Here is a 25,540-nt window from a genome sequence, read left to right as displayed (position 1 = left end):
TAGTTATTCCGAAGGTGGTAATAATACTTTGTCAATAACATGAACAATACCGTTACCAGCAGGAATACTTGCCAGAATCTTGGCTCCTCCAATCATAGGTTCACCATTAATGACCTCTACTTTTAAATCTTGATTATTTGCCTGACCTAGTTTTTTGAATTTGATTAAAAATTCTTTTGAATAGTTCCCTGGTGTTACATGATATTTTAAAATATTAGCCAACGCCGTCTTATTTTCAGGCTTTAATAAATCGTCAATCGTACCTTCAGGTAAAGCGGCAAATGCTTCATTGGTAGGTGCAAAAACCATAAGTGGTCCTGCATTTACAAGCACATTTTCTAATTCAGCGGCTTTAACAGCGGCTACCAAAGTTGTATGATCTGGTGATCCGATAGCGATATCTAATACTGTTGGTGCACTACCATCATCTTCAATAAAAGCTTGACCAGTTCGTTCTGTTGTTTCTGCAGTCTGTACTTCCGTGGCTGATTGTGATGGTTCTGAATTTTCATTCTTACAGCCTAAAAAAAGTGATAAGCATAAGACTGAAAGCATTAGTTTTTTAATTGGTTTCATATTGTATTTATTTTAAGGTTCTGAAATACTCTAATACAGCTCTTGCCTCATCTTCTGTAAGATTTTGGTTAGCCATTGGTGAACCATTGAACTCCATTAATAATTCTTTTGCTAATGGATCTTCTTTTACCATTTGTTCTGGATTTAGAATCATATTCATAATCCATTCTGGTGTTCTACGCGCCATAATTCCAGTTGGTGCAGGTCCAATAAACTTCTTATCAACTCTATGACAAGCGGTACACATTTTCTGGTAAATGTCGGCACCTTGATCAGCCATAGCTTGATCTATATTAGCGTCCAACACTACTGATGTAATAGGCCCAACACCCTTACTTGTTAAATCAACACGTTTAGAAGCTGATATTACTTCTTCTTTTGGTGTTGTTGTAGTTTCTGTTTTTGGTGTTTTTTTGTCATAAGAGAAAGATTCTTTCTTTTTCTCTTCTTTTCCGCCACAACCTATTAAGGCAATTGCGAATAATAATGTCATTAATTTTAGTGATGTTCTCATAGTGTATTTAAAATTTATAGGTCAAAAGTAAGATTAAAGCCTTTTAAAAAATATGATAAAAATCATATTTCGGATATAATTATCCTTTTTAACTATCAACCTGGTTTATAATACTATAAAATAGTCAAAAACATAGAAAGAGCCAAACGTAACGCTTGGCTCTTTCTCCCACTAAAAAAAATTATTATAAAATTACTATGAAAATTAAATTTTAAATGTCATTACAGGCAATGTGGAATGGTTAGCCACATCTTCTGAAATACTGCCTTCAAAGAAATGAGCTATTCCTTTTCTACCATGTGTAGCTATTGCAACCAGATCAGCACCAATGAGGTTAGCAAAGTTTGAAATACCTTGCTCTACGGTGTAATCACTGACATAAGTGACTTTTGATAAACTTTCCAAATCACCTTCTGCTTTTTTAAAGAAGGTAACTATTTTGCCTTCCATTTCTGCCGTACTCTTAAATTTTTCACCCGGTAAGTTAACGTACACCATATTCATGTTCGCTTTTAAAATGCTGCACATATCTTTGGCCTTTAGGTATGCCGAAACAGAATCATCTGAAAAATCTGATGCAAAAACAATAGTCTCGAATTCGGTTAAAATAGGATTATGCTTAATAACCAAAACGGGGATTTCTGAATAGCGAACTACCTTTTCGGTATTAGAACCTACAAAATATTCTTTAATTCCACTGCTGCCTTGAGATCCCATGATGATTAAATCTGCTTGGTTTACTTTGGCAACCTCATTCACTTCACTAAACACCTTAAAGTGTTTTACAATTGGTGTAACTTTTACACCATCTAAATACGATTTATCCAAAAATTCTGTAAAACGTTTTTCCGCTAGTTTTATAAAAAATACGGTTTCCATTTGGCCATCAGAACCTTTTGTTAAAATAGCTTCAGACAATTCAAGCATATGTAATGCTAAAATTTCAGCATTATTTTTTTTAGCTAAAATGGCTGCTGTTTCCAATGCGTATTCCGAATATTCAGAGAAATCTATCGGTACAATTATTTTTTTCATGATGTAGTAATTTTATTAAAAACGAAAACAAATTGTTAAAACGTTTTTAGGTTGATTATGTATTAATTGATATTTTTAAGTTTTAAATAGTCATTGAAAACAATTGTGATTCAGGTTTTTTTCTCTGAAGTAATAAATCGAAAGCCATGCATACGTTTCTAACATAAGGCTTACCCTTTTCTGTGACTGTAATTGAATTAGTATTTATAATTATTAACCCATCCGTTTCCAATTCTTTTATTTGGACTAAAACATCCGGTAATTCTTTAAAGTAATTTGAATTTAAACTCCAACTCGTTTCAAAATGACACATGAGGTTTAAAATATGACGTCTAATTATTAAATCTTCTGAATTTAAAATATGACCTCTAAATACAGGAATTACATCTGTATCTAATCGTTTGTAATAATCTTCAATTTTCTTTTCATTTTGTGCAAAACCATACCAACTATCGCTTATGGCAGAAACACCTAAACCAACCATTATTTGGGTTTTACTAGCTGTATAACCCATAAAATTTCTATGAAGCTTTTTGGTTTCTGTGGCTTGATATAGACTATCTGTTTTTAATGCGAAATGATCCATACCAATTTCTACATACCCAGAAGCATCTAATTGTTCCTTTCCAAGTTCGTATTGCTTGCGCTTGCTTTCCGCTGAAGGTAAATCGTTATCCTTAAAACCACGTTGTCCATTTCCTTTTATCCATGGCACATGCGCATAACTATAAAAAGCTATTCGGTCTGGCATTAAAGCTTTGGTTTTACTAATTGTTTCAGCTACATGAGCTTCGGTTTGAAATGGTAACCCAAAAATAATATCATGACTTACAGATGTATATCCTATTTCACGAGCTTCTTCTGTAACGCGTTTCACATTTTCAAATGGTTGAATTCTGTGAATAGCTTTCTGTACGGTTTCATTATAATCTTGAACACCGTAACTAACCCGACGAAAACCTAAATTGTATAATGTTTGTAAATGTGTTTTGGTTGTATTATTTGGATGACCTTCAAAACTGAATTCGTAATTATCTGCTTTTTCGGCTATGGTAAAAATGCCATTTATAAGGCGTTCTAAATTTTTAGGCGAAAAAAAAGTAGGTGTTCCACCTCCTAAATGCAATTCTTTAATTTGAGGCGTATTTCCTAATAATTCAACATAAAGCCGCCATTCTTTTAATACATAATCTATATAAGGCGATTCTACTTCATGTCTAGTAGTAATACGTTTATTGCAACCACAAAAGGTGCATAAACTCTCACAAAATGGCAAATGAATATATAAACTAATGCCTTCACTTTCATTACTTTCATTAAAAGATTTTCGCAAACTGGTTTCCCATTTCCCAATAGAAAACGAAGCTTCATCCCAATACGGAACCGTTGGGTAGCTGGTGTATCTCGGACCTGCTACATTATATTTATTTACTAATATTTTTGCCATAACTCACTAAATAATAAGCAAAATTAAAATCTTTTACACGATTAAAATATGATAATTATCATACAATAAAGTCGATACGTTTCATTTTATGTAAAATAATATGTAACTTTCGGATAAACACAAAAACAAACAAATCAGATGAAAAAATTAAGCCTTTTAGCGCTTGTAGTTACTTTAGCTTTTGCTACAAGTTGTAAGAATGATAAAAAAGAAAACACAGAAATGGAAAACACAGAAACCGAAGTGGTTACTGAAACCATGGCTGAAGAAAACGTTGTAGTTGCTAAAAAAGTAACTGCGGAATTAAACGCAAAAAGCGGTAGTAACGTTACCGGAAATGTTGTTTTTAACGAGGAAAATGGAACGGTTACCATGACAGCTCTAGTTAGTGGACTAGAACCTGGAACACATGCGATTCATTTACACGAAACAGCTGATTGTTCATCAGACGATGGAACCTCATCAGGAGGACATTGGAATCCAACAGGCGAACCACACGGAAAATGGGGTGATGCTGCAGGATATCATAAAGGAGATATTGGCAACCTAGAAGCTGACGAAAAAGGAAATGCTACTATTACATTGAGCACAGACGAATGGTGTATTGGTTGTGGCGATCCTGCCAAAGATATTCTTGGAAAAGCGGTAATTGTCCATAAAGGTGTAGATGATTTTAAAACGCAACCGACTGGAGATGCTGGAGCACGTGTTAGTTGCGCTGGTATTATTGAATAAAACAATACTAAAATAAAAATGAAAAGGCTGCCTTGTGCAGCTTTTTTTATTGCTAATTATTTCCTAATTTAGACACTTAATTCAAACTATATGCAGTTAGAAGCTCTGGTTTCACAATTTCAAGACAAAAATGAAAAAGCATTTGAAACGCTTTACAATATGTACAGCGAAAGTATGCATGGTGTAATTTATAATATTGTTCGTGATAACGACCTTGCGGAAGAAGTCATGCAAGATGTATTTATAAAGGCTTGGAATAATTCCGCTTCGTATTCCGTCAAAAAAGGACGTTTTTTTACTTGGATCCTCAATATAGCACGAAATGCTGCTATTGATAAAACACGATCTAAAACCTTTAAGAATTCGAAAAAAAACCTTCAAGCTGATTTTTTCGTAGATATCTTAGAAGACCATGATAACTTAAACGAAAAAACAAATGCCATCGGCATTAAGAAGTTTGTAGATAAGTTAGCTAAAAAGTGTATTGAAGTAATTGAGTTATTATACTTTAAAGGATATACACAAAAAGAGGCTTCTGAAACTTTAGAAATGCCAATTGGTACGATTAAAACAAGAAACAGAAACTGTATCAATGAGCTACGAATCATGTTAGACGTAAATTAATGACAAATCAAGAATACATAGAATCTGGAATTTTAGAGCTGTATATAGCTGGCAGTCTTTCTGATGAAGAAAACGAAGCTGTTTATAACCAACTCCTTGAAAATCCTGATTTATTAGACGAAGTTTTAAAGATTGAAGCTGCCATTATGCAACTTACTGCAGCCCTTTCTCCTTCCGATTCACAACATTTATTTAAAGCCGTAAAAGAAAAATTAGGCTTGGATACTGATGAGGACTCAAAAGTGATTCCTTTACAACAAGCTAAAACAAATTATTTTGCGTATTCTGGTTGGGCAGCATCCGTATTACTAGCTGTGGGTTTAATGTACTTCTTTAATCAAAACAGCGCCTTAAAATCTGACATTCAAGTTGTTGAAACAGAACTACAAGAACAAACTATAGATAACACATTATTAGAAGAACGTATAACTAAAACAACTGCTAACTTAACGGAAACTCAAAAATTATTATCTGTTATACGTGATAAAGATATTCTTTCTGTTCCGCTTGCAGGTCAAGCTGTTTCACCAGAATCCTATGCTAATGTATATTGGGATAAAGATGCCAACACAGTGTATTTAGATGTACAAGGTTTACCTGAACCTCCTGCTGGAAAAGTGTACCAAGTTTGGTCCTTAACCTTAAACCCACTTGCGCCTACTAGTTTAGGAACTATAGACAATTTTACGAGCGATACAAACAAAATATTCACCATTGAAAATGCCAATCAATCGGAAGCATTCGGAATTACATTAGAGCCTGCTGGCGGTAGTGCAACTCCAACTATGGAACAACTGTATACGCTTGGTGCTGTTACTACTAATTCTTAAACTGGGCAATTAGTTATAATTTCTTTTTAAATGTTTATTTTTGTTTATTCTGGCAAACAGTAATAAACCTGATAAAATATGACATTTAAAAACTACTTATGTTTCGTGTTTTTGGTATCATTATTATGCAATTGTAATAATATTACGGACGAAAAAGTTGAAATAAGAGAAACTTCAAATTCCTTGGAGGTTTCCTCAGATACATTAACCAAACACCTAAAACCGTTTAAAAAAAACGTACCAACTATTGGTTTGCTTATGTATTCCGGCGTTTTACAAAGTGAAGTAATTGCCACATCTGATGTGTTTGCAAAAGCTAGTGCATCTGGAGACCAACTTTTTAATGTAATCACCATTGCCGAAACCAATCAAGCTATTACCTCTGAAGAAGGTATGCATTTTGTACCTGACTACACCTTTGAGAACTGTCCGAAATTAGATGCTCTTTTTGTTCCAAGTGCTTATGATATGTATGCGCAGGTTCATAATAAAAATATCATTGACTTCATAAAAGCTAAAAATCAAGAAACCACATATACTGTTAGTAATTGTGCAGGTGCGCAGTTAATTGGAAAGTCTGGAATTGCAGATGGCCATAAAATTGTTACTTGGATTGGTGGTGGAGTACAACTTCAAAAAGATTACCCGAATTTAAAAGTTCAAGACGATGCCACTGTCACTTTTATTGAAGACGGAAAATTTAGTTCGTCTAATGGAAATTTAGCGAGTTATATTTCAGCATTAAATTTGTTAGAAAAAATGACTAGTTTGGAACACAGAAAATTTGTTGAATCATATCTCTATTTAGATCGTTTACAGAATTGGAAGCCTACTAAATAGGCCTACTTAAATTAACGCTTTATAAAAAAAATTCCATGAGAATTACCCTTCTTTTGTTATTAATACTTCCTGTTTTTAGTTTTTCGCAAAAAACCTATCACTTTGATTATATGTTAACTTACGAAACAACATTTTTCAAGGAAGACTCTATTAAAAATAAAACTGTTTATTTAACCAATTCCAAAGACAACAGCTACTTTGCTACCATAACAATTGAAGATAATTTGAACTGTAAATTAATTTTCATGCAACATGATAAATTGTATGCAAACGTGCGTGTTGCTCAAACCGAATTGATACAAGCAGAGTTTATTACCATTGCTTGTGATGCTATTGTAAAAAGCAAAAATAATTTTAAAAATATCACCAAACATTATGAATATATTAGTTTGAAAGATTCCCTCATGCAGAACAAAACAATTGCAGCATACACTTTGAAAAGCACGTATTCACTAAAGAAAAAGCTTAAAAACCATGCAGGTTCTAATCTGTATATTGTGGATACATCCTATAATTTTCATTTACCTATTTTAACGCATCCAACCGCTTATGAAGAGTGGAAAATCCATAAAAACCTACCCAATGGTATTTATATTGAGAAGAAATTTTTCAATGAGCTGGATGAAGCATTTAGTTCTGAAAAACTCATCTCTATTTCTAAAATAGACAAAACCATTGTTACCGATGGAGATTGCAGACATTTACGGTAAATATTTATTGAAAATAAATTTCTTTAGAACAACAAAAAGCGCCTGTATAAAACAGACGCTCACAAACTAACAAAAACACTAAACAAACTACTCTATATAAGGAGCAGCTTGCCAGTTATCCTTATCATCAACAAACACTTAAAACTTATAACTCACGATTCCTTTAATAAAAAATGGTGTTCCAGGTGTAAACGTAATTTCTTCCACAGGATCAATTTCATTTTGCAATCGTGTTTCTGTAGCAAACTGTGTTTCATTCCATTCCGTATCAAATAGATTTTCAATAGCTAGGCCAACACTAATATTTTTATTGAACGCATAATTCATATTTAAATCGGTTACAAAATAACCATTTGCCACAATTGAATTGTCTTCATTAGCTGGTCTGTCATCAATATAACGGTAACGAATTCCGGCAGAAAAACCATTTAAATCATTAATAGATAAACCTCCTGTTAGGGTAAAATCTGGTGCTAATGGAATATAGTCTGCTCCACTTGGTTCATCCACACTTCTAGCATGTGTAAGCGTAGCATCTGTATCAAAGTATAACCAATCTGTAAATTGATAGCGAAGTCCTAAATCTAATCCATAGCGTTCTGATTTTCCACTTGGTTCCACAACACCGCCATCACCTACATACACAAATTCTTGTTCTAAAAACAAATACCATAATGCTGTATTAACCACCATTTTTGGGAACGGTTTCCAAATAGCTCCTAAATCGGCACCATAAGCTCTTGGTAAAATATCTTCGCCACTTTGAGCAACAACCACACGCGCGTCATTGGAATGAAAGCCAATACCTGTTTTTAAGAATAATTGTAAGTTCTTATCTTGATTATAGAAAAAATTCAATTTAGGACTTACTGCCGTTTTTGTTTCAGATAGTGTTTCATAATCTGCCACTAATGCATCATTATACATAAACTTGAAATAATCTAAACGCAAAGCTGGCGCAATTATAAATTTGTTCAGCTTAAATTCAGCATTTACATATCCAAACATATTGGTTTCGTTTACATTTCCTAAAGCTAAATAATTGAGTGTTTCGTTTCTGTTTAATGTATGAGAAAGCTCTACATCATTAACCATATCATAACGCAAACCAAATCCAGATGTAATTTTAGTATCCACATCACCTACATGTGTATCTTTTATAAAAGCGGTATTAAACCCGAAAATATCACGACTTTCAAATTGCTTTATCTGATCGCCATTAATAGGATCTTCTAAAAAGAAGGTGAAATTGGAATACAATTCAAAACCATATTTAGAGTAAAATACATTCGACTTAAATTGTAAGTCGTTATCTAAAATAGATTCATAAGCAACATTCACATTACTTCTTGAGGTAGTTCCGCCTTCGGTATCATCGATAGATCCGAAACGGGAAATTAACCCGCTATCCACAGCACGTTGAGGAATTTGCCCAGAAGCATCCCAACGACTTGTAAAATGTGAAACCGTTAGCGATAGTTTATCATTACCCTTTAAATAGGTACTGAATTTACCAAATAAGTTTAAACGGTTGAAGTTTTGAGGTGAATCATAAGGGCCATCAAACTCAATATATTCTAATGCTACATAAGCATTGGAGCGTTTGTTGTTTTTCAACAAATCAAACATTCCCAAGGTTCTTAATGAGTTAAACTGTCCGAAACTCAAACTAATTTCACTTCCATTGATATTATCTTTCGTGTTGAAATCGACATATCCTGCAGTTGCAAAATCCCCTTTATTGGCATAATATGGTCCTTTACCAAAATTAATATTATTGATGGTTTCCGGAATTACAAAATGTAAATCGCTATAACCTTGACCATGTGCATGAGACACCATATTTACAGGCATTCCATCTACAGACAAACTTATATCTGTTCCGTGATCAATATCAAAACCACGTAAAAATATTTGCTCGGCTTTTCCTCCTCCAGCGTGTTGACCAATAATTAATCCTGGCACTTTTCGCAATATTTCTTGAGATGAGTTTACCGGATTGGTTTCCAAATCCACTCTAGCAATACTGTTCATGGCATTTACTTGTTCCGTAATAACTAATTCATTTAAAAGAATTGTTTTACTCTTTAAAATAATTTGCAAGCCATTTTTAAAATGATCTTGATTAAGAATTACAACCAGTTTTTCATAACCTAATAAACCTATGGTTAATGAATCACCTTGATTATTATTTTCTATTATAAACGTTCCGTTTGATAAGGTGTGTGCATGACTTGAACTATTTACATTATATACATAAGCATTTTCAATAGGTTGTCCTTCATCATCATTTACAACACCTTTTACTGTTTGTGCATGCACCATTTGACTCATGATAAACACGGCAAATAAATACTTAATTACTGTTTTGGTTAGCATAGTTGGTTAGGTTTAATGGGTTAAATAAGTGAAATTTCTTGAGATAGAATAGGTCCTAACTCATAGGAACTAGATTCTAATTCTGGTTTTAGTTTTTGCGCTTTTTCAGTTAATCCATTTGCCTTATAAATAAGGGCTAAATGATAAACGGCAAGTGGCTCAAAAGTATTACCAATAACGAATTCTTCCATAATACTTAACGCTTTTTTAACATTTCCATTTTTATAATAACTCCATGCTAATAAATCATAAGACATAGCTGTTGGGCGGTTTTGTATTTCTTTTTTTGCTAGCTGTAAAGCAGCTTCATGTTGATTTTCAGAGTCTACAAAAAGTTCAATATTATACGCATTATACATATCACCATAAGATTCATTTGAAACCAAGGCTAAATACATATCAATATTACCTTCTTTGGCTTGTTTGTTTTTCATGAAATCTGCAATTTCAGCTTTCAATAAATATAAATCTGGCACTTGGTAATTTTGAGTTAAGGTGTTTAAAATACGCGTGGCTTCTTCTGGGTTTCTTTCATAAGAATACACAATCCATGCAATTCCTTTTTTAGCATAGGCATCATTTGGGTTAATGGCTAGTGCTTTTAGATAATAAGTATAAGACTCTTTTATTTTTCCAGCATGTCCATAAAAGTCGGCCAAATTGGTATAAGCCCATTCTTTAGAGCTATTGATATTAGCGCTTTCTGCCATAGTCGTAGCTTTTTCCATATATTTTATAGCTGAATCTAAATCGCCTTGATGATCGCTCCATTTAGACAAGCGAATTAAGTAATCAAAATCGCTAAAATCTTTTACGCGTTCCAAATACGTTTTTGCAGCTGCCACATCACCAAGTTCTAATTCTACATCAAAAAGCATTTTATAAGTGGCTTCAATGTTTTCTCCATTAGATTTTGCTTTTTGAAGCAATTCTTTTGCTTCACGAAAACGGTGTTGAGAAATATAATTTCGTGATAGTGAACGTAAATAGCCAACGTTATTATAGTTGGTGTGCTCATTTACAGCTTTTAGATTTTCTTCAGCTAATTTTAAATGTTCAACCTTTCCTGTAATAGTAAATAATCGGGAATGAGACGCTGCAATTTTAGCTACATAAGGATATTGCGATGGTTCTTTTTCTAGCTTATTTTCCCAAAATAAAAGGTCCTTTTCAGCTTTTTGCAACGCATCATTCTCGACTAATTCTAAATAATTATTGTAATCTGACTTTTCGGTTATTGCTTCTGGTTGATTTTCACAACTAGTTATGATTAGCATGCAAACAAATAATCCGATATATTGTTTTAAAGTTTTCATGTGTTGATGTTGTTTGTTTGTTTGTTTGTTTGTTTTGTAATAAAAAAATCAGAGCATGCCCTCACATGCTCTGATATGGAATTTCTACCAAGCGCTAGCTAAATATGGAAATTCATTTAAAAAATCTTTGTCATTAGCATCCACATTATCATTTGATAATCCTGGGTTCTCTGGAGCTGTTAATCCAGTTTCACCACCAAAAATCAAAATCAATTCAACGGTAATAACATCATCACTTAAATTACGACCTGTTAATACGTTCGTTCCATCAAAAAATGTTGTTGGAGCATCTAAAGAAACAGTTAGCACATCTGTAGCTAATAATCCTGTAAATTGAGCTGAAGTCAACCCTAATGCATTCATATCTCCTGGATTTGCATAAGCAGGACTTAAACCTTCTAAATTGGTTTGAAACATGCTTTGAAATGCCGCATTTTGTTGAGACGGGATTGTTTTATTAAACATGTTCTTACTATCTCCTGAAACAAAAACGGTGTTTACAGCTGGTCTACCCATTTGATCTTGTTGCGCATAAAACCCAGAAAAACTAGGTCCTGCTACGCCATTTTGAGCTGGTGTAAAATCGTCATCGCTTGAGCAACTTACGGTTAGTGCTGCAATAGCGACTATACTTAATATATATTTTAAATTTTTCATAATATGTGTGTTTTTAAATTGTTAGTTAATTATTGTTTGCGTTTTGATTCAACCCAAGTGTTAATAGTACCTACGTTACCAAATACACGTTTTGGCACTTCTACCACAATAGACATCACGTTAGTACCTGCAAACGTATCGGATCCTGGATTAGCAAATTCTGTTTCGTTTCCTGCTATAATGTCACCATAACGAGCGAAATCCATGAAAAATGGATCGTCTCTTGGTCCAGCAAAAAACTTCATTTGATTAGCCTCTTCAATAATTGCAGATGCACCATATTGTGAAATATCCACACTCCCTTTCGCATTACCAACAAGTACTGTACTGTTTAATCCCGTTGTTGACGGAACAGATGGCCCGAAGAAATACATTTTACCATTTCTTGGAATAGCTTGAATTACTAAATCTTCAATATTGTCTTGATTGATATCAATATTAAATTCAATTAATACATTTTCATCAAATGCTGCATCTCCAGTATTTGCTGGACTTATTAAGCCTTGAACATTTGCTACAAACACCAAATTGTCTGTGTTTTGCCCTTGAAAGGCGTAAAAATCAGTGATATCACTTGTACCACCTGCTACTGCTGGCGCATCGATATGATCGGCTGCTACCAAAAAGAAACCTGCTACGACTGCAACACCGATTCCTAAATAAATTTTCATGTTTTTCATAATTTTGAGTTTTTGTTAATTATTATTGACTCTCACACATACCTACGCAATAACTTTGAAGTCGGTTTTGTTAAAATTTTGTTAACATGATTTTTTAAGGACTTTTTAGATTTAAACTATATCTTTACATCCTCAAACAAACGTACATGAATCCATCAGCAAGTGGCTGGATAAATAAATTATTACTCGTAGAAAATATTAGCACCAATCTTTCTACCTTATCTACAAACACCTTTTATAGAGAGCTTCGTCAAAACGGATTTATTTATGGAAGTAACGTAGGTGTATTTAACGACTATGTCTCTATTTCGGATTTTACAAGTGAAGAGATTTGCAAAGTAAATTTGATTACGGCATTCAACTATATTCATAGCACATCAGATACTAGAAGTAATTTTGTTGATAGTATCCTGGATTTTTACACACATATAAACGCATACAAGGCATCGTTTTTTTCTGAATTATTAGGAGGCAAGAAAAATGTATCTACCCTTGAGAAGATAATTCATAAACGGGTTCAAATTGACGATAACATAATTGAAAGAAGTTTCAATTACTTTATTACAAATGCCTTATTGTTTACAGACATATTAGCCTATAAGACGTTTTTAAAAACAAAAAATATTTCAGAAATCTATCTTCAGAATTTGGAAGCTGCCATAGAAACGGTGGTAATTCAGACTTTAAATTCGAAAATCCTGAAAAGTGATTATGACAAAAGTTTGATTAATTTATTTGAACAGTCACGCAGATATCATGACACCAAGAAAATGGGTTATGACGAAGCACTTTCGCATATTTCTGGAGCTTTAGAAAAATATTACATTCTAGATATTGCCTGTATGGCTGCTTGGGGAGATACTATTATTGATAAGAAAGAATATGATTTTTTAAATAAATTATCTACTGACTTACAATTGGAAGGTGCTAATATGGATGAAGCCACACGCGCCATTAATGTATTTTACGAAACACATAAAGATAAAATAGCCTTATTAAGTTCCAAGAATGTTGTGAAAACGTTTTATGACAATTCTAGCGAAATGGTAAACAAACTAATTTCTAGAAATAGTAAGCGCTTACTGAAGGAACTTCAGGAAAGTAAGGATTTAATGAAGCTATTAACGCAATCTACCATTAGAGAGCTAAATGAAGATGAACAAAAGCGTGTAAACAATCAGTTATTAGATGTTTTTAAATCTATACCGAGTTTGGCAATTTTTTTATTACCAGGAGGTGCTTTGTTATTGCCAATTGTAATAAAATTTATACCCAAACTATTACCGTCGGCTTTTGATGATAATCGGGTTGATGATTAAAAAACCTCATTCTTACCTAACATAAAACAGCTTCATTATTATTCTAACCAATTTTTAAAATCCTTAACACGTTCTCGTGCAACTATAACGTCTTGCTCGTTAAAACTATTCAGTTTTATTTCTAATCGCGAATTGGTGTAACTCACCATATCTTTTATTGCATGAATATTAACGTAGAATTTTCTACTGATTCTAAAAAACTGTTTTGGATTTAATTCGACTTCTAGTTGCTCTAAAGTGGTATCCAGAAGATAACTTCTACCTTGATTGGTGTGCAAATACGTGCCTTTATTTTCGCTATAAAAACATTCTATTTCTTCAATTGTAAACAGCTTTAAATGCTGTCCTACTTTTACGGAAAAGCGTTTCTTATATTCTGGCTCAGATGCATTGACCAGTAGGTTTTTTATGGCATTAAAATCTAAAGCTACCTGTTGCTCTTTAAATTGATGTTCTTTAAACTTTTCTAATGCCTTAGCCAATTCATCTGTATCAATAGGCTTTAACAAATAGTCAATACTATTTAATTTAAAAGCTTGAAGCGCGTATTCATCATAAGCTGTTGTGAAAATAATAGCAGATTTGACTTTTACAGCATCAAAAATTTCAAACGATAAACCATCACTTAACTGAATATCTAAAAAAATCAGATCTGGATGCGAATTATTTTGAAACCAATTTATGGACTCTTCAACCGAATGCAGCATGGTTTCAGCTTGGATTCCTAATTTATCTAGCATACGTTGCAATCGTCTTGCTGATGGTTTTTCGTCTTCTATTATAATGACATTCATAGTGTTTTAGCTGGTTTAGGTTGGTTTTATTTCCTTTTATTGCGTTCCATGTATTCCTTAATTTTACGTTCTTCCCAGTTTTTTCCTAAAACCCAATTTGGTAAAAAGACAGATAAACCATGGACTAATAAACCAAATCCCCAAAATGTTAGTGTGAAAAAATTCTTGAATTGAAAGTAACTTTCACCGGGTTCCAAATCTTGGACATTTATAACAACAATCATTAAATTTATAACAACATACACCAATAAATGTGAATAAAAACCTTTTAGTTTTTTTACTTCCGCTTTTGCGCGATCAATGCGGTCTTGAGCTTCAAAATTAAAATCAGTACTCATTAGTTCCATTTTTTTTGATTATTATCTTTATTTAAAATCTCTTGTATTTTTCGTTCTTCCCACGTTTTACCATAACCAAACACAGCAAAAGCATGAAATACAATACCCATTCCCCAACCTAACATAGGAAACCAAAACCATTGAAACTCCCAAGATGTCCTATAATTTAAAAAAATTAAAAAAGGAATAACGAGACAGTAAGATATAAGGTTTCCATAAAACCCTTTTATTTCTTCTACTTGCTTTTTAGCTCGATAATAGGCTTCTTCTTTATTGGTAATTTCTTGTGGTTCCATAATTGTTATTTGTTTTGTCAGCATTGGAATTGATACTTTAAAAACCGATGCTTGTTGGTTAATTGAAACTTTTTTAGTTGTTAATAGCTTATAGCGTTCCGTTATATTACTCAACCCTACACCACTACTCTTTTTTAATACTTGTTTGGTTTGTAAATTATTCTCGACTACCAGATTACCTTGGTGTTCGTAGATTTTTATATGTAAAGGCTTACTTGGAGTAACCATATTATGTTTTACGGCATTTTCCAATAGCAACTGAAGCGCTAATGGCACCACTTTGCTGTCTGGATTTGAAGCCTGATTTGGAATATCAAAAATAATACTGTCTTCAAAGCGCATTTTTAATAGCAGCATATAGGTTCTAGCAAACTCCAATTCCGCATCAACGGATACCAAATCTTTGTTTTTCTGCTCTAAAACATAGCGGTATATTTTTGATAAAGACGTCGTAAATTGTTGTGCATTATCTGGATTTTCTTCAATTAAACTAGATAATACATTCAGACTATTAAATAGAAAATGAGGATCTAATTGGTTTTTAAGTGCATCAAATTTAGCCGTTTGGGTTTGTGCTACTAGTTGTGATTCTTTAACCTTTTTTTCTTGGGATTGCTTATAAAAATAAACCGCATGAAACGTTATTACAATGGTTAATGTAATCCATAAACCGAAGGTATAACTCCTATAAGATTCATTAGCAATAAAGGTTTCAAAGCTTTTACCGTCCAGAGCTAAAGCTTCAAACATATGTAATAGAAACAAGCCAAAAAGTGTAATCATGACAGAGCCAACGATACCTACAAGTATTCGTTTGAAACTTTCATCATCTTTCCAATTGAGTTTCCCTAAGTATCCAAAAAAATACATGTTAGAAAACCCTAGAATAAAAGCATACAACTGATAAAACATGAAGTTCACAAGAAAGTCATTAAAACTCTCAAACTCAAAGCCACGAGATAATGCATTACCTATCAAGAAAACCAAAATACCTATACCAATAGTGAGTACTATATTTTTCATTAATCTATTCATGGTTTCGTGAGTTGTTGTTATTATAGATTATTTGCAGTTAGCCAATACCTGTTCGGCACGTTCTTTTCCCCAATTTGGATGAAAATCTGAAGCTGGTTTAAAGGTAACACAAAGTTCTATGGCTCGGGCAATGTCTTCACAGTAAGGCTTGGTGTCTTTGCCAAAAAATTTGGCGCTTCCCATTTCCCATTCTGCTTTATTAAGGACCACTCTTGGGTTTTCTGGATCCAGTTTATACGCTTGCTTATAAAGTTCATTTATTATGGAGCTGTATTTCATGCCATATATAGCACCATCAAAAGCCACCCAATTGGTATAAATTTGGGCTTGCATAACTAAAATTTCGGCATTATTTGGATCGATAGCTTTGGCCATATCTATATAATTTTGAGCTTTCTCTAATTGAGATGTCAATACGCTTACATCCTTTTCTGTCCAACTTTTTAAACTATTGATTTGCGCAATATAATAGCTTGGAAGCCATTCATCTGGTTCAGCATCTGCAATGCGCTCAAAAAGTTGTTCCGCACCATTCATATTATCAGACTGCCACATAGAAAAAGCCTTTGTCATACCTTTTTCAAAATTAGTTTGCCCTTGTGCAGCAACGCCCATTAAAAGAATAAACGTTATTATAAGTGATTTCATAAGATTGTGTTTTAATTTGATAGTACAAATATGCATCAGAAATAAGGTTTTACAAAAAGCAAACCTCTCAACTGTCAGATTTTGTGGATGAATTGTTTTTAAACCCCAAACTACTCACAAATCCTAATAAAAACAAGAAACCGTACTAATTGATACATGAATCAATTTAATACGGTTGCTAAAATTATAAAATATCCAGTAAGGTTATTCAATTTTAAAATTTATCGGAATACTATACGGTACTTTTACAGGTTTTCCGCGTTGTTTTCCTGGCTGCATAACTGGCAATAAACCTATTATGCGTTCTGCTTCTTTCTCTAATTGCGGATCTGGACCACGCGATCTTATATTACTTACACGACCTTGGGAATCAATAATAAACATGACATACACTTTACCATGAATTCCTAAATCTAGAGCTGATTCTGGATATTTGAAGTGTTTCTGGATGTGTTCGGTAATTTTCGCACTAAAGCAGTTACGCAACTCCAAATTATCACCAGTACAACCAGGAAATATAGGCACGTCTTCTACAACTGAAAAAGGCACAGAAACCTCTTCTTCAACCTCTTCCACGAATACCTCTTCAATGGCTATTTCTCGCTCTTCAATACGATCTTCCTGACCAGACTCCGAGCTTTCTATTATTGTTTCTTCAATCTCTTCGGTATCTTCCACTATGGTAATAACTTCTGGAATTGCCGCAGATGCAGGTGGTGGTGGTGGTGGTGTTGCTTCAAGATTGGTAATAGGAATGTCGTCTTCAATCTCATCGGTAAAAATCAAGAGTTCTTGATTAATGTCTCGTTGGTCGTACGTGCGATATTCCAATCCACGCCACGTAAAAAACAGCATGATATTGAGACCAACAGCAAAATAGATAGCGCTATTGCGACCAATTTCTAAATTCGGATTTTTTTTGAGTTCCATAATTTCTAGAGTTAAACTGAAATTAAATTACTCAAAATACCTTTAAAAAACTATGACTTAAATCATGTTTTAGACTGCTTATCAAATAGTTAAATAACTTTGAGTTATAAATTATTTAATTGATTATCCGTGCCTTTCTCACTAATAGTCCAGAAAAACCCAATAAAGAAAAACTGATCCGCTGCAGGTTTTAAAGCACGACTTGCAAAGTTTCCATTAACATCTGGCGAATTGGCAAACTGATACCCATTAATATTATTAAAACCCAATGCATTGTTTACGGATACATACAGTATTTTTTGTGGTGTTACTAAATATGCCCAATTCAAGCTTAAACTGTTATAGCTTTTTGTTTTCTGATTTAAAAACCCGTCAAGGTATGGGTCTGTGTAAGTACGTCCAGAGGCAAAATTATAGCTTAAACCAATCTGACTTTTCCAGTTTTCAACCCAATATTTCCCTACTATAGAAAGATTATGAGTATTTGCAAAATTAGGTGTAGCGGTTTCTGCGTAATTTAAATAGTCGCGCTCGCTATCTAAAAAGCTATAACTTACCCAATAGTCAATGTTTTTTAAGCTTTTGTTATCACGCCAAAATAAATCGATTCCTTTGGCATAAGCGAAGCCCTGATTATTAAAATCACTATTAAATCTGGCAAACTCCGTGTCGTATTTAATTAGATTACTATAATCTTTATAAAAAGCCTCTGCTCTAAAAATTTGACCATCACGATTTAATTGGTAATTCAATATATAATGCGTGGTTTTTTGAGCTTGTAAATCGTGTTCAAATTTTAAAATACTACTATCAGGATTCTGGTAAAAATTACCATAAGCCAGAGATACTTGACTGTTTTTAGATGTTTTATAAGCCAATGATAAACGAGGAGATACCGTAACTTCATTGAACAGCGCACTATATTCTAATCTCAAACCACCTTTTAAAGCGAATTTTTTTGAAAATATAACATCCGCTTCCGTGAAGGCTGCAGAAATATTATTTTTAAATCCATAGGATAGTTTTTCCGTTAAAGGACTTTCATATTTCTCATTAAAATCTGTTGAAAAATATTCAGCACCTACCTGAACTTTAAAGCGATTGCTAAAACGCCGTTTCAATTTAAATTTTGCATGAACAGCATTTTCAGTATCATTAATATTATCTGAAAATACTTGAATATCATTATTGGAATATGTGTAACTCAATCCTCCAAAAACTGTCCAATTATCAGAAAGCATACCTCGATACGAACCATTGAAATAGAGGTTGTTGTTTTTTAGTTTATAGTAAACACCTTCTGGAACATTGATGTCTTCTTGTGTTAGGGCAAAACCACCTGATTCAAATGCGGTATAAACTTTAAGTATACCTAAATTAAACTGACGCCTAAAAACAGCTTCACCCGAACCACCATTAAATGGTTTATCCCATTCATTTCTATCGGGAAATAAAGCAGTATAAGGTGCCAAATTAATGTAGGATCCATTAATACTCAAGGAACTCTTTTTCCATTTTTTGGTATGCCCTAAAGAGCCTCCAACACTCATGATTCCTATATCTGTTTTATTCTGATCTGGTTCATTTATTGTGTTTAAAAGAAGTACACTTGATAAGGCTTGGCCGTATTCGGCAGAGTAACCACCTGTTGAAAAGGTGATACCATCAAATAGAAACGGTGAATATCTGCCACGTGTAGGAATATTATTTGTAGTTGGCGTATATGGTGTGAACACACGAATACCATCAATAAATATTTGTGTTTCATTGGCATCACCTCCACGCACGAATAAGCGACCATCTTCTGCTACAGTAGAAGTTCCTGGCAATGTTTGCAAAGCTCCAACAAAATCACCTACTGCGCTTGCCGTTGTTACTACATCCAGTGGTTTTAAAACGGACACTTTGCTAGCATCTCCCGCTTCAAATGTACCTGCCGAAATAACAACTGTATCTAAGGCATTAACGTCTTCTCGTAATTTAATGGTAATATTTGAAAATACCGATACATCTGCTTCTAGTTTATAAGTTTCATAAGAAAGAAATGACACAATTAATGTTTGCAAATCAGTTTCTGAAGTTTGAAATTGAAATTCACCCAAAGCATTTGATGTTGCACCATCATAGCTGCCTTCTATGTAAACATTAGCTCCTTCAATGGGATTGTTTTTAGAGTCTAAAACAGTCCCCGTTATTTCAACTTGCGAAAAAGCTGAATTGGATATTAAAGTTAGAATAATGATGAATATGGTTTTCATATTGGTCGTGTTTCATTTTTGATACAACAAATATGATCTTACTTATAAAATTTTAAAAAAGATACCTACTCAATTGTAATTTTTAATAGCTGAAATGTAAAATGCATCTAATACTAATAATAAAATGCTACTTTAGTGGATATGATTAACCGTCTAATGAGATTTTTACCACAAATACCAAGCAGAACCAATCTATTTCTGCCCTTATTTACCTTATTTATTCTATCCATCCCTAATAAGAATAGCGCACAAACTACACAAGAAGACATGATAAACATTGGTGTTTCCCATACCATTGAATCAACCATATTAAATGAAAAACGGACAATTTGGGTTCACGTTCCAGAATCAGGTTCAGATACTGATGATGGCTTTCCTGTGGTTTACCTACTTGATGGTGATACCCATTTTACATCTGTAGTTGGAACCATTCAAGAGTTAAGTACTAAAAGCAATTCTGTTTTACCAAAAATGATTGTTGTTGGCATACTTAACACGGATAGATTGCGCGATTTAACACCCAAACATGGAAACCGCGAAAATGGTCCAAATACATCAGGTGGTGGCGAAGCTTTTATGGAATTCTTGCAAAAAGAACTAATTCCCTTTGTTGATAAAACATACCAAACAAAACCTTACAGACTTTATATTGGTCACTCTTTAGGGGGCTTAACAGTGATTAACACCATGCTAAAACGTCCAGAACTTTTTAATAGTTATATAGCTTTAGACCCTAGCTTATGGTGGTCTGATTCGGCAATGTTGGAAGAAGCAAAAATGATTTTAAACAATAAAAAACTTTCCAATGAAATCCTGTATGTAGGCATAGCTAATTCCATGCCGGCCGGAATGACATTAAATACAGTAGAACAAGATACCACCAAGCAAACACAGCATATTCGGGATATTTTAGAGTTTACGAATCAGGTTGTTCCAGAATCTTCATCACAAATTGATTTCAATTCCAACTATTATCCTAACGAAAGTCATGGCACCTTACCTTTTATAGCTACCTATGATGCCTTACGCTATATTTTTTCATGGTATGATTTGGATAAAAGTTTTATACCATTAATTATAAATCCAGAAGTTAAAGAAAGTACCGTAATCAAAACGCTTAAAAATCATTATCAATTAGTATCAAATAAAATGGATTATACCATTCTACCCCCAGAATCTTTGGTAAATCAATTTGGTTATGGGTGTTTAAGGCGAAAACTTTATGATAAAGCTGAAGCCTTCTTTAAGTTAAATGTTAAGAATTATCCAGAAAACTCCAATGTTTACGACTCTTTAGGTGATTATTATGTGGAAGTGAATGAAAAAGATAAAGCCGTTTCAGCATATCAAAAAGCATTAAGTACAGGCAAGGGTAATAATTATTCCAGAGATAAACTTTATACGCTTTTGCTAAAAGAAGACAGTTCACACTAAAAAAATCTAATTATAAACACCTCTAATTTACACTTTAAATTGCCTGCTATATGAAATTTACCAAACTTGAAAAATCATTTATTATCCTTTTTTGTTTCATATTGATGGCAGAAATTCAAACTGGAATGTCCTATCCATTCTTACATTATTTTGCAAAGCCCGCTTTATTAGTTTCGTTAATTTTCTTTTATTACAAACAAAATTCATCTATCTCAACCAAAATAAAACAGCTTACTTTTGGTGCTTTAATCTTCTCATTATTGGGTGATATTTTATTGATGTTTGTAGACAAATCTGAACACTTTTTTACGGTAGGTTTAGTCGCATTTTTAACAGCCCATGTCCTCTATATTTTGGTGTTTTTAAAGCGAAGAAACGCTGATAAAAAACCCTATCTTTTTAGTGTTATTTTACTCGTTTATGGCGGACTACTTTTTTACCTTTTGAAGAACAATTTAGGCGACATGATAATTCCTGTTATTGTGTACATGCTAGTCATTTTAACCATGGGAACAACGGCATATTTACGGAGAGGTGAAGTACCAAATGGTAGCTATATTTTAGTATTTGTAGGGGCTATTTTATTTATGGTCTCTGACAGTTTACTCGCTTTAAATAAATTTTATGAGCCCTTGCCTTTTTCGAATATAAGTATTATGTTTACATACGCTTTTGCACAGCTTTGTATTGTTTTTGGACTCCTAAAAGCGCAATAGATTTTTCTTATAGCAAATACCCAAAGCAATATTAACCAACTACTTAATTACATCTTATTAAACTATTTATTTAACTTGTTGAAAGGTCTAATAATTAAGCGTGCTGCTTTGTCAAAATTGATATAATTATAGCTCCAATTGAAGAAAACTACGACTCTATTTCTAAATCCAACCAAAGCCATCAGGTGAATAAACATCCAAACAAACCAAGCTAGAAATCCAGAAAATTTTAAAGACCCTAAATCCACAACAGCTTTATTTCTTCCTATAGTTGCCATGGAACCTTTATCCTTATATTTGAATTTTTTCATAGGTTTATTGGCTATTAATTTTACAATATTTTTAGCAAATAATTGACCTTGTTGAATAGCTGGTTGTGCTACTTGCGGATGCCCTTTTGGATAGGCTTCCGTTTCCATATAAGCAATGTCTCCAAGCGCAAAAATATGAGGGTAATTTTCCACCTGATTATACTCATTTACGCGGTACCGATTTAGCTTCTCGAAAAGCGCTTCAGAAGCCAATCCTTTCACTGGATTTCCGGTAACACCTGCAGCCCAAATTAAGGTCTCGGATTCTAATTCCAAATCTGTATTTGTTTCCACTTTTTTTCCATCATAATTTTTAACAAACGTATTGCAATGAATATTAACGCCTAGTTTATTTAGAAATTCAGCCGCTTTTTTGGATGCATGTGAACTCATTGGCGGTAATAATCGATCACCGCCTTCAAGAAGGTGAATATGCATATCATTCGCATTCAAATCATGATAATCTTTAGGAACAATATTATTCTTTAATTCGGCAATAGCTCCAGCCAATTCTACGCCTGTTGGTCCACCTCCTACTATTACAAAGTTTAAAAAAGCATGACGCTCTTCAACCGTTTTTGCTATGGTTGCTTTTTCTAAATTCTGAAGTATTAAACTTCTAATATTTAAAGCCTGTGGAACCGTTTTCATTGGCATACTATAGGTTTCAACATCTTTATTCCCAAAATAATTGGTTTTTGTTCCTGTAGCTAACACCAAATAATCAAACGTTAAATCGCCAATTGATGTTTGAATCGTATTCGTTTGCGCATCTATTGTCTGGACTTCTGCCAACCTAAAAAAGATATTTTGAGAAGATTTGATAATTTTTCGAAGGGGATAAGCAATGGAATCAGGCTCTAAACCCGAACTTGACACTTGGTATAATAGCGGTTGAAAAGTATGATAGTTTCTTTTGTCTATTAAAACAACTTGCACGGGTTTGTTTTTTAAGGATTTGACTAGATTAACACCAGCAAATCCACCACCAACAACCACTATCCTTGGAAGATTAGATTCAGGAATATTCATAAATTAAATGGATACGTTTCAGATATACAAATATAAACCTTAACAATTTAAATGGCTATTTTTGAATAATATTTGTATTCCCTGTAACTTTTTAATAATTATGCTACTTATACAGTACTAAACCATCAATTTGAGCCAATCATTAGAACATAATTTTGTTGAACAGCTTGAAGCAAATCAAAACATTGTGCATAAAGTGTGTAGACTCTACACCAATAACCAAGATGCACATAATGATCTGTTTCAAGAGATAACCATACAACTTTGGAAAGCTTTTCCAAAATTTCGTGGTGACTCAAAGTTCAGTACTTGGATGTATCGTGTCGCGTTGAACACCGCTATAACGCTTTACAGGAAGAAGAAACGCCGCATAAAGACACAAGAGTTTGATAGCATTGAATTCAAAATTAAAGCCGAAGAATATGATGATACGGAAGAGCAACAATTAAAACTACTATACAATGCTGTTAAAGAATTAAATGATATTGAAAAAGCATTGGTGTTTTTATATTTAGAAGAAAAAAATTACAAAGAAATAAGTGAAACCATGGGAATTAGCGAAGTAAATGCACGTGTAAAAATGAATCGCATAAAAACAAAGCTTAAAACCATTTTAAATCCGTAACCCTATGGATGAATTAGAATTATTAAAAAAGGACTGGAATAAGGATAACAATGCGTATCCAAAATTGTCTTATAATGATATTTATAAAATGATTTTAAAAAGGTCGTCATCCATTGTAAAATGGATATTTATCATTAGTCTGTTAGAATTTATTTTCTGGCTGGTTATATCGTTTGCATTAAAAGACAGCAAAGGCATGGAGCGCTACAACAGCTATGACGCTGATTATGTTATTATACCACTGACCGTATTTGGTTATATTATTCTAGCTTATTTTTTCGTCATGTTTTTTAAAAACTACCGAACTATTTCTGTTACGGATAGTGCAAAAAAACTCATGGAAAATATTTTAAAAACGCGTCAAACGGTAAAACGCTACGTCGCTTTTAATCTCTTATACTTAATACTATCCGTTGTAATTGTACTATTTGTAGAATTTGACCAAGATCAAGAACTTATAAATCTTGCAAACAGCGCAGCAGCAAGTGGAGAAACGTTTAAGTTTTACACCATTTTTACATTAACTGTAATAGCTCTTTTAGTTGTTGTTATACTTACCTTACTTCTATTTTATTGGTTAGTTTATGGTATTTTATTACGTAATTTGAATAAGAACTATACGGAGCTAAAAAAATTAGATTTATAAAATTAAGGATTATTAGGTCGCCATTTTCGCATTTCATTTAAAGCTTCTTCAGCTTCTAAAACATCCTGTGGAATCACTTTTAAAAAGGAAGGATGTTGCTCAATAGCATATTCAATTTTTTCAACTATTTCAGCAATAGAGTCATTTTCGTAATCAATCTGTAATGGCTCTTTAATTTCTAAAGATTGCAAAATATTTTTCTTCTTAACACGTAGTCCTTTTTTATCAAACGAACGCCTAAAACCATCAATAACTATAGGCACAACAACCGGTTTGTAATGCTTAATAATATGTGCCGTTCCTTTTCTAATAGGTTTAAAAGGTGTTGTAGTACCTTGAGGAAATGTAATAACCCAACCATCATCTAAAGCTGTTTTGATAGCTGAAATATCGCTCATTTTTACTTGGCGATTAACATCTTCCCCTTTTGCTCGCCAAGTCCGCTCAATACTAATAGAACCTGCATAAGCCATTATTTTAGGGAGTAAACCAGATTTCATGGTTTCTTTAGCTGCTACATAATAAATGTTCATTTTCGGATTCCATAAATAACCTACATTTTTAATAGAATCGTCTCGATCACTCAAACTCGCGTTAAAGACATGAAACATGGCAACCACATCTGCAAAATAGGTTTGATGATTAGATATGAACAGCACGTTATGATCTGGCAGATTTCTTATAATTTCAGATCCTTCAATTTTAAGTTCATTAAAACCTCTAAAGCGTCTATGTGTTAGACCGCCTAGAATTCTGATTACCCATTTTTTTAGAATGAGATAATGACCAAAAGGATTTTGTTTAAACAATCCCAT

Annotated in this window: 26 protein-coding genes; 10 read left to right on the top strand and 16 right to left on the bottom strand. The window is 33.2% G+C overall.

The features are described from left to right. Positions 1 to 3 precede the first annotated feature (3 nt). From ES675_RS14705 to hemN, 4 genes are all read right to left on the bottom strand, one after another. Complete coding sequence (locus ES675_RS14705; protein WP_066252122.1) at positions 4 to 576, bottom strand: fasciclin domain-containing protein; 573 nt, start codon at positions 574 to 576, stop codon at positions 4 to 6. 7 nt (positions 577 to 583) lie between these two features. Next, entirely contained in the window at positions 584 to 1,090 is a 507-nt protein-coding gene (locus ES675_RS14700) for a c-type cytochrome (protein WP_066252119.1), read from the bottom strand. Between the two features lie 204 nt (positions 1,091 to 1,294). After that, positions 1,295 to 2,125, bottom strand: a complete 831-nt coding sequence (locus tag ES675_RS14695) for a universal stress protein (RefSeq protein WP_066252117.1) — start codon at positions 2,123 to 2,125, stop codon at positions 1,295 to 1,297. An 82-nt stretch (positions 2,126 to 2,207) separates the two neighbouring features. Beyond that, positions 2,208 to 3,572 (bottom strand): oxygen-independent coproporphyrinogen III oxidase, encoded by a 1,365-nt coding sequence (gene hemN / locus ES675_RS14690; RefSeq protein WP_066252112.1) that lies wholly within the window; start codon positions 3,570 to 3,572, stop codon positions 2,208 to 2,210. 138 nt (positions 3,573 to 3,710) lie between these two features. On the opposite strand from hemN, the gene ES675_RS14685 reads away from it, so the two are divergent. The 5 genes from ES675_RS14685 to ES675_RS14665 all read left to right on the top strand — a co-directional run bounded on the left by ES675_RS14685 (position 3,711) and on the right by ES675_RS14665 (position 7,311). Beyond that, on the top strand, positions 3,711 to 4,307 hold the full coding sequence (locus tag ES675_RS14685) for a superoxide dismutase family protein (RefSeq protein ID WP_066252110.1): 597 nt from the start codon (positions 3,711 to 3,713) through the stop codon (positions 4,305 to 4,307). Positions 4,308 to 4,397: 90 nt separating this feature from the next. Next, positions 4,398 to 4,931 carry an RNA polymerase sigma factor gene (locus ES675_RS14680; protein ID WP_066252107.1) on the top strand — a complete coding sequence of 178 codons (534 nt, stop codon included), beginning with the start codon at positions 4,398 to 4,400 and terminating at the stop codon, positions 4,929 to 4,931. Beyond that, positions 4,931 to 5,761 carry an anti-sigma factor gene (locus ES675_RS14675; RefSeq protein ID WP_066252103.1) on the top strand — a complete coding sequence of 277 codons (831 nt, stop codon included), beginning with the start codon at positions 4,931 to 4,933 and terminating at the stop codon, positions 5,759 to 5,761. The genes ES675_RS14680 and ES675_RS14675 overlap by 1 nt, the downstream gene beginning before the upstream one ends. A gap of 78 nt (positions 5,762 to 5,839) precedes the next feature. Next, on the top strand, positions 5,840 to 6,601 hold the full coding sequence (locus ES675_RS14670) for a DJ-1/PfpI family protein (protein ID WP_066252100.1): 762 nt from the start codon (positions 5,840 to 5,842) through the stop codon (positions 6,599 to 6,601). Between the two features lie 35 nt (positions 6,602 to 6,636). Then, complete coding sequence (locus tag ES675_RS14665) at positions 6,637 to 7,311, top strand: hypothetical protein (protein WP_066252096.1); 675 nt, start codon at positions 6,637 to 6,639, stop codon at positions 7,309 to 7,311. A 138-nt stretch (positions 7,312 to 7,449) separates the two neighbouring features. Here ES675_RS14665 and ES675_RS14660 read toward each other — a convergent pair whose 3' ends face one another. From ES675_RS14660 to ES675_RS16700, 4 genes are all read right to left on the bottom strand, one after another. Next, positions 7,450 to 9,690: a TonB-dependent receptor gene (locus ES675_RS14660; RefSeq protein WP_066252093.1), complete on the bottom strand. Its 2,241-nt coding sequence runs from the start codon at positions 9,688 to 9,690 to the stop codon at positions 7,450 to 7,452. A 20-nt stretch (positions 9,691 to 9,710) separates the two neighbouring features. Beyond that, the gene (locus tag ES675_RS14655; protein WP_066252088.1) at positions 9,711 to 11,006 is read right to left on the bottom strand and encodes a tetratricopeptide repeat protein; all 1,296 of its coding nucleotides are present in this window, start codon (positions 11,004 to 11,006) and stop codon (positions 9,711 to 9,713) included. Positions 11,007 to 11,090: 84 nt separating this feature from the next. Continuing rightward, the gene (locus ES675_RS16705; protein ID WP_066252085.1) at positions 11,091 to 11,663 is read right to left on the bottom strand and encodes a DUF4331 family protein; all 573 of its coding nucleotides are present in this window, start codon (positions 11,661 to 11,663) and stop codon (positions 11,091 to 11,093) included. A 29-nt stretch (positions 11,664 to 11,692) separates the two neighbouring features. Further along, positions 11,693 to 12,343, bottom strand: a complete 651-nt coding sequence (locus ES675_RS16700) for a DUF4331 family protein (RefSeq protein ID WP_066252080.1) — start codon at positions 12,341 to 12,343, stop codon at positions 11,693 to 11,695. 146 nt (positions 12,344 to 12,489) lie between these two features. Here ES675_RS16700 and ES675_RS14640 point away from each other — a divergent pair, with 146 nt between their 5' ends. Next, complete coding sequence (locus ES675_RS14640) at positions 12,490 to 13,662, top strand: LETM1-related biofilm-associated protein (protein ID WP_066252077.1); 1,173 nt, start codon at positions 12,490 to 12,492, stop codon at positions 13,660 to 13,662. Between the two features lie 38 nt (positions 13,663 to 13,700). Here ES675_RS14640 and ES675_RS14635 read toward each other — a convergent pair whose 3' ends face one another. The 6 genes from ES675_RS14635 to ES675_RS14610 form a co-directional block, all read right to left on the bottom strand. Further along, a complete protein-coding gene (locus ES675_RS14635; RefSeq protein ID WP_066252074.1) occupies positions 13,701 to 14,456 on the bottom strand; it encodes a LytR/AlgR family response regulator transcription factor in 756 nt (251 codons plus the stop codon). 26 nt (positions 14,457 to 14,482) lie between these two features. After that, on the bottom strand, positions 14,483 to 14,794 hold the full coding sequence (locus ES675_RS14630) for a 2TM domain-containing protein (protein WP_066252236.1): 312 nt from the start codon (positions 14,792 to 14,794) through the stop codon (positions 14,483 to 14,485). Further along, positions 14,794 to 16,125 (bottom strand): 2TM domain-containing protein, encoded by a 1,332-nt coding sequence (locus tag ES675_RS14625; RefSeq protein WP_066252072.1) that lies wholly within the window; start codon positions 16,123 to 16,125, stop codon positions 14,794 to 14,796. Before ES675_RS14625 ends, ES675_RS14630 begins: the two co-directional genes overlap by 1 nt. Positions 16,126 to 16,152: 27 nt before the next feature. Then, positions 16,153 to 16,773, bottom strand: coding sequence for a tetratricopeptide repeat protein (locus tag ES675_RS14620; protein ID WP_066252069.1), 621 nt, complete (start codon positions 16,771 to 16,773; stop codon positions 16,153 to 16,155). A 204-nt stretch (positions 16,774 to 16,977) separates the two neighbouring features. Next, the gene (locus ES675_RS14615; protein WP_066252068.1) at positions 16,978 to 17,703 is read right to left on the bottom strand and encodes an energy transducer TonB; all 726 of its coding nucleotides are present in this window, start codon (positions 17,701 to 17,703) and stop codon (positions 16,978 to 16,980) included. Positions 17,704 to 17,807: 104 nt separating this feature from the next. Next, positions 17,808 to 19,961, bottom strand: a complete 2,154-nt coding sequence (locus tag ES675_RS14610) for a TonB-dependent receptor (protein WP_066252065.1) — start codon at positions 19,959 to 19,961, stop codon at positions 17,808 to 17,810. Between the two features lie 156 nt (positions 19,962 to 20,117). Between ES675_RS14610 and ES675_RS14605 the strand changes: the two genes are divergently transcribed. Continuing rightward, positions 20,118 to 21,395: an alpha/beta hydrolase-fold protein gene (locus ES675_RS14605; RefSeq protein ID WP_066252063.1), complete on the top strand. Its 1,278-nt coding sequence runs from the start codon at positions 20,118 to 20,120 to the stop codon at positions 21,393 to 21,395. A 50-nt stretch (positions 21,396 to 21,445) separates the two neighbouring features. Then, complete coding sequence (locus ES675_RS14600; protein ID WP_066252059.1) at positions 21,446 to 22,111, top strand: lysoplasmalogenase; 666 nt, start codon at positions 21,446 to 21,448, stop codon at positions 22,109 to 22,111. A 62-nt stretch (positions 22,112 to 22,173) separates the two neighbouring features. On the opposite strand, the gene ES675_RS14595 is transcribed toward ES675_RS14600, so the two are convergent. Continuing rightward, positions 22,174 to 23,454 (bottom strand): NAD(P)/FAD-dependent oxidoreductase, encoded by a 1,281-nt coding sequence (locus tag ES675_RS14595; protein WP_066252057.1) that lies wholly within the window; start codon positions 23,452 to 23,454, stop codon positions 22,174 to 22,176. Positions 23,455 to 23,584: 130 nt separating this feature from the next. On the opposite strand from ES675_RS14595, the gene ES675_RS14590 reads away from it, so the two are divergent. Both ES675_RS14590 and ES675_RS14585 read left to right on the top strand, forming a co-directional pair. Beyond that, positions 23,585 to 24,079: an RNA polymerase sigma factor gene (locus ES675_RS14590; protein WP_066252055.1), complete on the top strand. Its 495-nt coding sequence runs from the start codon at positions 23,585 to 23,587 to the stop codon at positions 24,077 to 24,079. Between the two features lie 4 nt (positions 24,080 to 24,083). Beyond that, positions 24,084 to 24,725, top strand: a complete 642-nt coding sequence (locus ES675_RS14585; RefSeq protein WP_066252048.1) for a hypothetical protein — start codon at positions 24,084 to 24,086, stop codon at positions 24,723 to 24,725. Positions 24,726 to 24,727: 2 nt separating this feature from the next. Here ES675_RS14585 and ES675_RS14580 read toward each other — a convergent pair whose 3' ends face one another. Next, positions 24,728 to 25,540: a lysophospholipid acyltransferase family protein gene (locus tag ES675_RS14580; RefSeq protein ID WP_066252044.1), complete on the bottom strand. Its 813-nt coding sequence runs from the start codon at positions 25,538 to 25,540 to the stop codon at positions 24,728 to 24,730.

The sequence above is a fragment of the Algorimicrobium algoritergicola genome (genome assembly GCF_008086165.1).
GTDB lineage: Bacteria > Bacteroidota > Bacteroidia > Flavobacteriales > Flavobacteriaceae > Algorimicrobium > Algorimicrobium algoritergicola.
This window is presented reverse-complemented; position numbering and strand designations above follow the sequence as displayed.

Coding starts and splice junctions, on each gene's coding strand:
- ES675_RS14610 (WP_066252065.1), bottom strand. CDS start 19,961: ATGAAAACCATATTCATCATTATTCTAACTTTAATATCCAATTCAGCT.
- ES675_RS14705 (WP_066252122.1), bottom strand. CDS start 576: ATGAAACCAATTAAAAAACTAATGCTTTCAGTCTTATGCTTATCACTT.
- ES675_RS14595 (WP_066252057.1), bottom strand. CDS start 23,454: ATGAATATTCCTGAATCTAATCTTCCAAGGATAGTGGTTGTTGGTGGT.
- ES675_RS14670 (WP_066252100.1), top strand. CDS start 5,840: ATGACATTTAAAAACTACTTATGTTTCGTGTTTTTGGTATCATTATTA.
- ES675_RS14685 (WP_066252110.1), top strand. CDS start 3,711: ATGAAAAAATTAAGCCTTTTAGCGCTTGTAGTTACTTTAGCTTTTGCT.
- ES675_RS14635 (WP_066252074.1), bottom strand. CDS start 14,456: ATGAATGTCATTATAATAGAAGACGAAAAACCATCAGCAAGACGATTG.
- ES675_RS14675 (WP_066252103.1), top strand. CDS start 4,931: ATGACAAATCAAGAATACATAGAATCTGGAATTTTAGAGCTGTATATA.
- ES675_RS14630 (WP_066252236.1), bottom strand. CDS start 14,794: ATGAGTACTGATTTTAATTTTGAAGCTCAAGACCGCATTGATCGCGCA.
- ES675_RS16700 (WP_066252080.1), bottom strand. CDS start 12,343: ATGAAAAACATGAAAATTTATTTAGGAATCGGTGTTGCAGTCGTAGCA.
- ES675_RS16705 (WP_066252085.1), bottom strand. CDS start 11,663: ATGAAAAATTTAAAATATATATTAAGTATAGTCGCTATTGCAGCACTA.
- ES675_RS14620 (WP_066252069.1), bottom strand. CDS start 16,773: ATGAAATCACTTATAATAACGTTTATTCTTTTAATGGGCGTTGCTGCA.
- ES675_RS14655 (WP_066252088.1), bottom strand. CDS start 11,006: ATGAAAACTTTAAAACAATATATCGGATTATTTGTTTGCATGCTAATC.
- ES675_RS14585 (WP_066252048.1), top strand. CDS start 24,084: ATGGATGAATTAGAATTATTAAAAAAGGACTGGAATAAGGATAACAAT.
- ES675_RS14600 (WP_066252059.1), top strand. CDS start 21,446: ATGAAATTTACCAAACTTGAAAAATCATTTATTATCCTTTTTTGTTTC.
- ES675_RS14695 (WP_066252117.1), bottom strand. CDS start 2,125: ATGAAAAAAATAATTGTACCGATAGATTTCTCTGAATATTCGGAATAC.
- ES675_RS14700 (WP_066252119.1), bottom strand. CDS start 1,090: ATGAGAACATCACTAAAATTAATGACATTATTATTCGCAATTGCCTTA.
- ES675_RS14665 (WP_066252096.1), top strand. CDS start 6,637: ATGAGAATTACCCTTCTTTTGTTATTAATACTTCCTGTTTTTAGTTTT.
- ES675_RS14640 (WP_066252077.1), top strand. CDS start 12,490: ATGAATCCATCAGCAAGTGGCTGGATAAATAAATTATTACTCGTAGAA.
- ES675_RS14605 (WP_066252063.1), top strand. CDS start 20,118: ATGAGATTTTTACCACAAATACCAAGCAGAACCAATCTATTTCTGCCC.
- ES675_RS14680 (WP_066252107.1), top strand. CDS start 4,398: ATGCAGTTAGAAGCTCTGGTTTCACAATTTCAAGACAAAAATGAAAAA.
- ES675_RS14615 (WP_066252068.1), bottom strand. CDS start 17,703: ATGGAACTCAAAAAAAATCCGAATTTAGAAATTGGTCGCAATAGCGCT.
- hemN (WP_066252112.1), bottom strand. CDS start 3,572: ATGGCAAAAATATTAGTAAATAAATATAATGTAGCAGGTCCGAGATAC.
- ES675_RS14625 (WP_066252072.1), bottom strand. CDS start 16,125: ATGAATAGATTAATGAAAAATATAGTACTCACTATTGGTATAGGTATT.
- ES675_RS14660 (WP_066252093.1), bottom strand. CDS start 9,690: ATGCTAACCAAAACAGTAATTAAGTATTTATTTGCCGTGTTTATCATG.
- ES675_RS14580 (WP_066252044.1), bottom strand. CDS start 25,540: ATGGGATTGTTTAAACAAAATCCTTTTGGTCATTATCTCATTCTAAAA.